The sequence below is a fragment of the Streptomyces sp. NPDC002265 genome (genome assembly GCF_040296125.1).
In the GTDB taxonomy this organism is placed as follows: Bacteria; Actinomycetota; Actinomycetes; order Streptomycetales; family Streptomycetaceae; genus Streptomyces.
On record NZ_JBEOWS010000366.1, the window covers coordinates 1 to 9,378 of the forward strand.

The 9,378-nt window shown below is 70.0% G+C and carries 8 protein-coding genes; 3 read left to right on the plus strand and 5 right to left on the minus strand.

The window, feature by feature from the left end; all coding sequences use genetic code 11:
* Positions 1-136: 136 nt before the first annotated feature.
* Positions 137-898 (minus strand): MerR family transcriptional regulator, encoded by a 762-nt coding sequence (locus ABT085_RS39095; protein ID WP_351619514.1) that lies wholly within the window; start codon positions 896-898, stop codon positions 137-139.
* A gap of 309 nt (positions 899-1,207) precedes the next feature.
* On the opposite strand from ABT085_RS39095, the gene ABT085_RS39100 reads away from it, so the two are divergent.
* Both ABT085_RS39100 and gad read left to right on the plus strand, forming a co-directional pair.
* The gene (locus tag ABT085_RS39100; protein WP_351619517.1) at positions 1,208-2,494 is read left to right on the plus strand and encodes an ion channel protein; all 1,287 of its coding nucleotides are present in this window, start codon (positions 1,208-1,210) and stop codon (positions 2,492-2,494) included.
* A 28-nt stretch (positions 2,495-2,522) separates the two neighbouring features.
* Positions 2,523-3,929, plus strand: coding sequence for a glutamate decarboxylase (gad, locus tag ABT085_RS39105; protein WP_351619519.1), 1,407 nt, complete (start codon positions 2,523-2,525; stop codon positions 3,927-3,929).
* 113 nt (positions 3,930-4,042) lie between these two features.
* Here gad and ABT085_RS39110 read toward each other — a convergent pair whose 3' ends face one another.
* The 3 genes from ABT085_RS39110 to ABT085_RS39120 all read right to left on the minus strand — a co-directional run bounded on the left by ABT085_RS39110 (position 4,043) and on the right by ABT085_RS39120 (position 7,288).
* Entirely contained in the window at positions 4,043-4,591 is a 549-nt protein-coding gene (locus ABT085_RS39110; RefSeq protein WP_351619522.1) for a DinB family protein, read from the minus strand.
* 167 nt (positions 4,592-4,758) lie between these two features.
* Positions 4,759-6,219 (minus strand): aldehyde dehydrogenase family protein, encoded by a 1,461-nt coding sequence (locus ABT085_RS39115; protein ID WP_351619524.1) that lies wholly within the window; start codon positions 6,217-6,219, stop codon positions 4,759-4,761.
* A 232-nt stretch (positions 6,220-6,451) separates the two neighbouring features.
* Complete coding sequence (locus ABT085_RS39120) at positions 6,452-7,288, minus strand: Sco1979 family transcriptional regulator (protein ID WP_502982924.1); 837 nt, start codon at positions 7,286-7,288, stop codon at positions 6,452-6,454.
* A 331-nt stretch (positions 7,289-7,619) separates the two neighbouring features.
* On the opposite strand from ABT085_RS39120, the gene ABT085_RS39125 reads away from it, so the two are divergent.
* The gene (locus ABT085_RS39125; RefSeq protein WP_502982923.1) at positions 7,620-8,120 is read left to right on the plus strand and encodes an ATP-binding protein; all 501 of its coding nucleotides are present in this window, start codon (positions 7,620-7,622) and stop codon (positions 8,118-8,120) included.
* 139 nt (positions 8,121-8,259) lie between these two features.
* On the opposite strand, the gene ABT085_RS39130 is transcribed toward ABT085_RS39125, so the two are convergent.
* A complete protein-coding gene (locus ABT085_RS39130) occupies positions 8,260-8,520 on the minus strand; it encodes a DUF397 domain-containing protein (RefSeq protein ID WP_351619530.1) in 261 nt (86 codons plus the stop codon).
* Positions 8,521-9,378 lie beyond the last annotated feature (858 nt).

Genomic DNA, 9,378 nt, shown 5'->3' on the forward strand with positions numbered 1-9,378 from the left:
ACATTTTTTTAATCATCCGCCCACCACCTATATCAACAAAACACAACACACACTCTTCCCCAACCCCACGCTCTTCCTATCTGTACCGGCGGTGGTCCTGGCCCCGGTGTGACACCGGCCCTGCACCCCCGGCCGCTCAGGCGGTGTGCCGGGCCGCGTTCGCGACGATCGCGGCCCTCAGGTGCTCGGCGAGGCCCGGCCGCATCGCGTCGTAGAAGGCCTTGAAGCGCTCGTCGGCGACGTACATCTCGGCGAGGCCCTGGTGCATGTCGTACGGGCACTCGTAGAACCAGGCGCAGATGTGCAGCCGGTGCTCCTCGGCCATGTCCATGGCGCGCTCGTCGGCCGGCGGTTCGCCGGCCGCCATCAGGGCGGCGTAGCGCTCGCTCCAGTCGGCCACCTCGGCCTTCATGCGTTTCCAGTCGTCCTTGGTGTAGCGGGCGGTACGGCGCTGCGACTCGGCGTACGCGCGCGTGCCGCCCCAGCGCTGCTCCGCCTCCTCGGCGTACTGCTCGGGGTCCTTGTCGCCGAAGACCTCGAACCGTTCCTCGGGTGTCAGGTTGATGCCCATCTCGTTCGCCTCCATGGCGTGTTCCACGGCCGCGGCCATCTTCTGCAGCTTCTCGATCCGGGCGGTCAGCAGGTCGTGCTGCCGGCGCAGGTGGGCGCGCGGGTCCGCGGCCGGGTCGTCGAGCAGGGCGGCGACCTCGTCGAGCGGAAAGCCGAGCTCCCGGTAGAACAGGATCCGCTGGAGCCGGTCGAGGTCGCCCTCGCCGTAACGCCGGTGGCCCGCGTGGCTGCGCTCGCTGGGCACGAGCAGGCCGATGTCGTCGTAGTGGTGCAGCGTGCGCACCGTGACCCCGGCGAACCCCGCGACCTGTCCCACGGAGTAGCTCACTTTCCGCTCCTTTCGTCGGTACGCGCTCCACGGTGCGTCCTCACGTGACGTGAGGTGCAAGCCCGTTCCCCGCACGGCCTGCCACCCGGCTGCCCGGCGACCGGCTGCCCGGCTGCCCGGCGACCGTCCGCCAGGGGCGCGCCCAGCCGTGCGCGCCCCTTCCCCGCACGGCGCGCGCCGCACAAAGCGCCGTGCGTACCGAGACGTGCGCCCTTCTCTGCGTGATGCGCGCTCCACAACCGCACCCCCGCACGCCCCACATGCCATGTCCGGGATGTTTGAGGTATTACGTCCGCTTATGGTGATCCCGTGGCCCAGGACTCCGCGCAGCAGGCGCCCGACACCTCTCCCGCGGCCCCGCCGCGCGCCCTGTTGCCGCTGATCCTGCCCGCTCTCGCCGTGGGTGTCGTGAGCAGCCTGCTGTTCGTCGGCGTGAGCGTCGCGGCCGAGCAGCTCCAGGGCGTCCTGTGGGAGAACCTGCCCGACTCCCTGGGCATCGGCCGCTACTCGGTGCTGTGGATCTTCGTCATGCTCTTCGCGACCGGCGTCGCGGTGGGTCTGGTGGTGTGGAAGGTCCCGGGACACGCCGGACCCGACCCGGCCACCATGGGGCTGAACGCCCCCGCGCTGCCGCCCGTCGTCCTGCCCGGCCTGCTGCTGGCGGCGGCCCTGATGCTGGCCGGCGGGCCGAGCCTCGGCCCCGAGAACCCCATCATCGCCGTCAACGTCGGGCTCGCGGTGTGGCTCGGCCGGCGGTTCCGGCCCGCACTGCCGGAGCCGCTGTGGATGGCGCTGGCGGAGGCGGCGACGCTCGGCGCCCTGTTCGGCACCCCGGTGGCCGCCGCCCTGGTCATCTCGGAGGCGCTGGCCGGACAGCGGATCAAGGGCCAGCTGTGGGACAACATCTTCGCCCCGCTGGCCGCCGCCGCGGCGGGCGCCCTGACGACCGACCTGGTCCACCAGGCGACCTTCGACCTGCATCTGCCCCCGATCGACGATCTGAACACAGGCGACGTGCTGGGGGCGATCGTCGTCGCGTCGGCGGCCGCGCTGCTCGGCATGGCCGCGGTCTACGCCTTCCCCCACCTCCACCGCGCCTTCCAGCGGCTGCGGCACCCGATGCTGATGCTTCCGGCGGGCGGGCTCGTCCTGGGCGCCCTGGGCGCCCTCGGCGGGCCGCTGACGCTCTTCAAGGGGCTGGACCAGATCGCGGAGCTGGCGCGCGATCCCGAGGGCTGGTCGGCCGGGCAGTTCGCCATGATGACCGTCGTCAAGCTGGCCGCCCTGGCCGTCGCCGCCACCTGCGGCTTCCGCGGCGGCCGGATCTTCCCCGCCGTGTTCGTGGGCACCGCCCTCGGCCTGTGCGCCCACGCCCTGGTGCCCGGTGTCCCGGCCGCCGTCGGCGTGGCGTCGGGCGTGCTGGGCATGCTCCTGGCCATCACCCGGCAGGGCTGGGTGAGCCTGTTCACCGCCGCCGTCCTGGTGGCCTCCCCGGTCATCCTCACGCTGCTGTGCATCGCCTCGCTGCCGGCCTGGCTGCTGGTGACGGGACGCCCGCAGATGCAGCTGCACAAGGACGGCACCCCGATCCGCTGAACCGTTTCCCCCGTCTGGAGGCTCATCCATGGCTCTGCACAAAGGTCCCGAGAAACAAGAACAGCGGCCGATGTCGGTCAACCCCTTCTTCGGCGAGGCGAACCCCGTCGGCGGCATGACCGAGGCGCCGCCCACGCACCGGCTCCCGGACGCCCCCCTGCCCCCGAACACGGCGTACCAGCTGGTGCACGACGAACTGATGCTGGACGGCAACTCCCGGCTGAACCTGGCCACGTTCGTCACCACCTGGATGGAGCCGCAGGCCGGGGTGCTGATGGGCGAGTGCCGGGACAAGAACATGATCGACAAGGACGAGTACCCGCGCACCGCCGAGCTGGAACGGCGCTGCGTGGCGATGCTCGCCGACCTGTGGAACGCGCCGGACCCGTCGGCCGCCGTGGGCTGTTCGACCACGGGCTCCAGCGAGGCGTGCATGCTCGCCGGGATGGCGATGAAGCGGCGCTGGGTCAAGCGCAACGCCGATCGCTACCCGGGCGCCCGCCCGAACCTCGTCATGGGCGTCAACGTCCAGGTCTGCTGGGACAAGTTCTGCAACTTCTGGGAGGTGGAGCCCCGGCTGGTCCCCATGGAGGGCGACCGCTACCACCTCGATCCGCAGGCGGCGGCCGGGCTGTGCGACGAGAACACCATCGGGGTCGTCGGCATCCTGGGCTCCACCTTCGACGGGTCCTACGAGCCCATCGCCGACCTGTGCGCGGCCCTGGACGCCCTCCAGGAGCGCACCGGCCTCGACATCCCGGTGCACGTCGACGGCGCGTCCGGCGGCATGGTGGCCCCCTTCCTCGACCCGGACCTGGTCTGGGACTTCCGCCTGCCGCGGGTGGCCTCGATCAACACCTCGGGGCACAAGTACGGGCTGGTCTACCCGGGCGTCGGCTGGGCCCTGTGGCGCGACAAGGAGGCCCTCCCCGAGGAGCTGGTCTTCCGCGTCAACTACCTGGGCGGCGACATGCCGACCTTCGCCCTGAACTTCTCCCGGCCCGGCGCCCAGGTCGTCGCGCAGTACTACACGTTCCTGCGGCTGGGCCGCGAGGGTTACCAGGCCGTGCAGCAGAGCACCCGGGACGTGGCCACCGGCCTCTCCGCGCGCGTGGCGGAGCTCGGCGACTTCCGGCTCCTGACCCACGGCGACCAACTGCCCGTCTTCGCCTTCACCACGGCCGACGACGTCAAGGCGTACGACGTCTTCGACGTCTCCCGGCGGCTGCGCGAACACGGCTGGCTGGTGCCCGCCTACACCTTCCCGCCCAACCGCGAGGACCTGTCGGTGATCCGGATCGTGTGCCGCAACGGCTTCTCGACGGACCTCGCCGAACTGTTCCTGGAGGACCTGAACCGCCTCCTGCCGGACCTGCGCCGGCAGCCGCATCCGCTGACGCGGGACAAGGACCGGGCGACCGGGTTCCATCACTGACCCGGACCGGCGGCCGGATTCCACCTCTGGCCCGGACCGGGCGACCGGGCTCCACCACAGCCCCGGGGCCCGGCGGCGGAATGGTCCCACCGCCCGGCCCGGGGCCGGCGGACTCAGCCCCAGGACGTGCCCTGCTCCTGCGCCACCAGTTCGAACGCCGTCTTCCCGTCCAGCGACTCCCGGATGATGTCGGCGTGTCCGGCGTGCCGGGCGGTCTCGCGGATCAGGTGCAGGGCCAGCCAGCGCATGGAGACCCGGCCCTCCGGAGGGAACCAGGGATCGGCGGGGAGGCCGAAGGTGTCGTCGAGGCTCGGCACCGACCGCAGGAACCGCTCCGTCTCCGCGGCGACCTCCTCCCAGTACGCGAGCTGCGTGGCCAAGGTCTCGCCGTCGGCCAGCGCGAAGCACTCGTGCCAGTTGGACTCGTCGCGCTTCACCGCGGGCGCCTCGCCCTTGGCCCGGGCGACCCAGCCCTGCTCGACCTCGGCGACGTGCTTGACCAGACCGGCCAGCGACAGCTCACTTGCACTGGGGCGGGAGTCCGCCTGCTCCTCGGTCAGCCCGAGCACCGACCGCCGGATGCCGCCGCGCTGCTCCGCCAGGAAGGAGAGCAGTGCTCCGCGCTCGTCGCCCTGCGCCTCGGCTCGCACGTGAGTGACCATGACCGGCTGCCTTTCCTCGGTGCGGCGGGGAACTCCTCCCCGCCCGACACCGACGAAGCTACGAGCCATTGCGGTCAGCTTCTGTCCTCGATACCCCGACCCGGCCGAGAAAGGCCCGGGAACCACCGGGAAGCACCAGACCCCGGAGCGGATCTCGCGATCGGGCCCTAGAAGGGAAACGTGCTGCGCCCGTGCTGCACGGAGATCCACTTCAGGGTGGTGAAGGCGTCCAGCGTGGTCTCGCCGTTCAGCCGGCCGATCCCGGAGTGCTTCTCGCCGCCGAAGGGGACGAGCGGCTCGTCGTGGATGGTGCCGTCGTTCACGTGGAACATGCCGGTGTCGACCCGCTTGGCGAAGGTGACGCCTCGCTCCACGTCGGCCGTGTGGACGGCGCCGCTCAGACCGTAGGGCGTGTCGTTGACGATGCGGATCGCCTCGTCCTCGCCGTCGAACGGGACCAGCAGGGCGACCGGGCCGAAGATCTCCTTGTGCAGGAGGGAGGAGTCGGCGGGCACGTCCGTGAGGACGGAGGGCTCCACCAGGTTGTCGGTCGTCCCACCGCGCACGAGGACCGTGGCGCCCTCGGCGACGGCCTGGTCGACGGCGGCGGAGATGGCGTGCGCCTGGAGGGAGTTGATGACCGGGCCGATGACCGTCTGCGGATCGCTCGGGTCGCCGGTCTTCAGGGTGCGCACCTTGGCGACGAACTTCTCGGTGAACTCCTCCGCGACCGAGCGGTCCACCAGGACCCGGTTGGCGGCCATGCAGACCTGCCCCTGGTCGACGTACCGGCTGAAGACGGCCGCGTCGACCGCGTAGTCGATGTCGGCGTCGTCGAGGACCACCAGGGCGCTGTTGCCGCCGAGTTCGAGGACCGTGCGCTTGAGCTGGGCGGCGCAGACGGTGGCGATGTGACGGCCGACCTTGTCGGAGCCGGTGAAGGAGATGACCTTCGGGACCGGGTGCTCGATGAAGGCGTCCCCGATCTCGGCGATGTCCGTCAGGACGACGTTCAGCAGACCGCTCGGCAGGCCCGCGTCCTCGAAGATCTTCGCGATCAGCGTGCCGCCGACGACCGGGGTGTCCTGGTGCGGCTTGAGGACGACCGCGTTGCCGAGGGCGAGCGCGGCGGCGACCGGCTTGATGGACAGCAGGAAGGGGAAGTTGAAGGGGCTGATGACGCCTACGACACCGACCGGGACGCGGTAGAGACGGTTCTCCTTGCCGTCCACCGGGGAGGGCAGCAGCCGGCCCTCGGAGCGCAGCGTCAGCTGGGCCGCCTCGCGCAGGAACTCCTTGGCGAGGTGGAGCTCGAACCGGGCCTTGAGCCGGGTGCCGCCCAGCTCGGCGGTGATCGCCTCGGTGATCTCCTGCTCGCGCTCCTCGACCAGTCCGAGCGCCCGGTCGAATATGTCCAGGCGGGCGTACGGGTTGATCTCGGCCCATGCTCTCTGGGCTCTGGCGGCCGCGCGGTAGGCCTGATCGACCTCGTCGATGGTGGCTATCGTGATCGAGGCCAGCTTCTCGCCGTCGTAGGGGTTGAAGTCGATGATGTCCCAGGAACCGGTACCGGGGCGCCACTCGCCGTCGATGTACTGCATGGCCAGGTCGGTGAAGCAGGACGACATGTGATCCTCAATCCCCTTGCCGCCGAAGCAGTCGAGGCAGACACCCGGTCAACCCCCGATCGACTGTTGGTCTGATCACACGTCATCGTACGTGCGAAGCAGGCGAGTTGGAGTGCCCGGAACGGGAAACGCAAGACCGCACGACAAGGTCGAGGGTTATCCCTACGCCGTGCCGGGACGCCCCGGGACGGCCGGAATCCGACGGCCCCGGGGCCCGTCCGGCGGACAGCCCTCAGGACAGCTGCAGAAGCCCCCGCAGCAGATCCCGGCTCTCGTCCGGACCGGGGCTGTCCTGCTGGAGTTCCTTCAGCGCGTGCTCGTACTGGGCGACGTCCTCGCGCTTGTCCAGATACAGCGCGCTGGTCAGCTGCTCCAGATAGACGACGTCCGACAGATCGGACTCGGGGAAGCTGAGGATCGTGAAGGCGCCGGACTCGCCGGAGTGCCCGCCGAGGCCGAACGGCATGATCTGGAGCCGTACGTTGGACCGCTCGGAGATCTCGATGAGGTGCTGGAGCTGGTCGCGCATGACCTCGCGGTCGCCGTAGGGGCGGCGCAGGGCGGCCTCGTCCAGGACGATGTGGAAGTCGGGGGCGTTCTCGGAGAAGAGGTACTTCTGCCGCTCCAGGCGCAGCGTCACCCGCCGTTCGACGTCGGCCTCGCTCGCGCCCTTCATACCGCGCCGCACGACCGCGCGGGCGTACGCCTCGGTCTGGAGCAGGCCGTGCACGAACTGCACCTCGTAGGCGCGGATCGCGGACGCGGCACCCTCCAGGCCCACATAGGTGGGGAACCAGCTGGGCAGCACGTCCGAGTAGCTGTGCCACCAGCCGGCGACGTTGGCCTCGCGGGCGAGGGCGACGAGCGAGGTGCGCTCCACCTCGTCCGTGATGCCGTACAGCGTCAGCAGGTCCTCGACGTCCCGCGTCTTGAAGCTCACCCGGCCCAACTCCATCCGGCTGATCTTGGACTCGGAAGCGCGGATGGAGTAGCCCGCAGCCTCGCGGGTGATCCCGCGCGACTCGCGCAGCCGCCTGAGTTGCGAGCCGAGCAGCATGCGCCGCACCACCGATCCTGGCTCTCCCGCGCTCACGTTCGCCAGCCTCCCCAACGTCCTTAGGCGCCGAAGTCTGCCACTAAAACACTCCGAGCAGTACTCGCCCGATTACAGAGATGGAAAGAAGGCAACCCATGTGCACAGGAAGGAGCAAGCAAAGGACAGACGGGCGGTAGGGACAGGCAGAGAAGATGGCGGAAAAAATGGCCAAGAAGCGGTACGGGCGGGTCCAATTCGGTCACGTGCACGTGCATCTGCCCTTGCATCTGCTGTGCGCATCCGAAACCATGGTCCCGCGCCACCGCTGCATCGCAACGACCGCGAATTCCCGGGAGTGCCTCGCATGGGGACGAATGGATCGACCATGCTCGAGCCGTTACGGCAGGGCCTTCCGCCGCTGGATCCCGCGGCCGTGTCCAGCGCCGCCTCCTGCGCCCTGCCCGCCCGTTACGAGGCGGTGCGCGAGGCCAGACGCTTCACACGCAGAACCCTCGACCAGTGGGCGATAGACGAACGCTTCGACGACGTCTGCCTGGTCGTCTCCGAACTGGTCACCAACGCCCTGCGCCACGCCCTGCCGAACGGCACCGCCTGCGACGCGGAACAGCAGCCGCCCGTGCGTCTGCACCTGATGCGCTGGACCGAGCGACTGGTGTGCGCGGTACGCGATCCCAGCCACGAGAGCCCCGCGACCCGTCCGGCGGACGACTTCTCGGCGGAGTCGGGCCGCGGCCTGTTCCTGGTGGACTCCTTCAGCGACGGCTGGGGCTGGCATCCGCTGGCGGGCACGCTCAACGGCAAAGTGGTCTGGGCGCTCTTCCATCTGCCGCCCCCGGCGGAATGACGAACCGCGGCGCTTCCTGGCGCCGCGGTTCTACGCGCGTTACGTGCGATATGCGCGTTACGGGTCCTACTTGCGTCATAGGCGTCGTAAAGGGGGCACAGCCTCGGGGCACGATCCCGGCCGCTCCCGGCCCGGACCGTCAGCCGGCGATCAGATGGTCGAACTCGCCGTCCTTGATGCCGAGCAGCATCGCCTCGATCTCGGCCCGCGTGTAGACGAGAGCGGGACCGTCCGGAAACCGCGAGTTCCGTACCGCCACATCACCGCCCGGCAGCCGGGCGAACTCCACGCAGGAGCCCTGCGAGTTGCTGTGTCGGCTCTTCTGCCAGGCCACCCCGTGCAACTGTGTGGCCGCCATGCCGTTGTACACGTCGTACCCCCCGTCAACATCGTGGTCCACAGGTCGCTCCCAGGTGGTGCACTGGCTGGTGTGGCCAATTGATGCAGTAGTCAACAGCCCTGGATCATAGCCGTGTTCATGTGCAGATGCATGGACAGATGCACGTGCACGCGGGGTGTTCTCGCGATTACAGCTTTGACGACCCCTTTACCGAAGCCGTTACGGCGTCTGCCCCGAAGCCGGCGGGGCATGCGCACGTGCACTAGAGACAGACGCGTGGCGGCGCCCCCGTGTTCCACCATCGACATGATCGTCCGATGGGCAGGATGACGGATCGGTATCGGTCCTGCGGACGGACATCGTCCGTTCCCTGGCGTAGATGTGGCGTTCCGCTTCTACGACACCGGGACCGTACGCCCTCGACGCCAGGCCCGGGCGCGCGGCGGCCGGAACCACTGGTCCCCGCGGATGACCGGGGAGTCCTCCCCCGGTGCGGGACAGGGCATCGGATCCGGCGCGGCACCGGAGTCCGCTCTTCGCCGGATGCGCGGCCGTACGGCACGAGGACACCGCTGGACGCGGGGCCCGGGTCCCCTCCGGCGGACGGGTGCGGCAACGGTACGTCGACCGGCGGTGCCGCCTCGGAGGGCGCGTCGGCGGTACGCCGCGGGACATCGTCCTCCGGCCGTGGGGGTCCCACGCTTTCGGCCACGGCGGCGGAGGTTCCACGCCAGGACGGCGGCCGAAAAGGCCCGTCCCGAAGACCCCCTGATAGCTTGCTGCGGTCCTCCCGGCCCGGGGGGCGGCCCGCGTACCCCTTTGGTGTTTACAGTGAGTTCGGCGACCTTCTCCCAACCTACGCGCGGTGGGGCGCGCGGGGTGTGCCGCCCGCCGGTTGGGCTCACCGCCCAAGGCCGC

Bases quoted from the DNA above. Each gene is read 5' to 3' on its own strand.
- gad (WP_351619519.1), top strand. From the start codon at position 2,523: ATGGCTCTGCACAAAGGTCCCGAGAAACAAGAACAGCGGCCGATGTCG.
- ABT085_RS39110 (WP_351619522.1), bottom strand. From the start codon at position 4,591: ATGGTCACTCACGTGCGAGCCGAGGCGCAGGGCGACGAGCGCGGAGCA.
- ABT085_RS39115 (WP_351619524.1), bottom strand. From the start codon at position 6,219: ATGTCGTCCTGCTTCACCGACCTGGCCATGCAGTACATCGACGGCGAG.
- ABT085_RS39125 (WP_502982923.1), top strand. From the start codon at position 7,620: ATGGGGACGAATGGATCGACCATGCTCGAGCCGTTACGGCAGGGCCTT.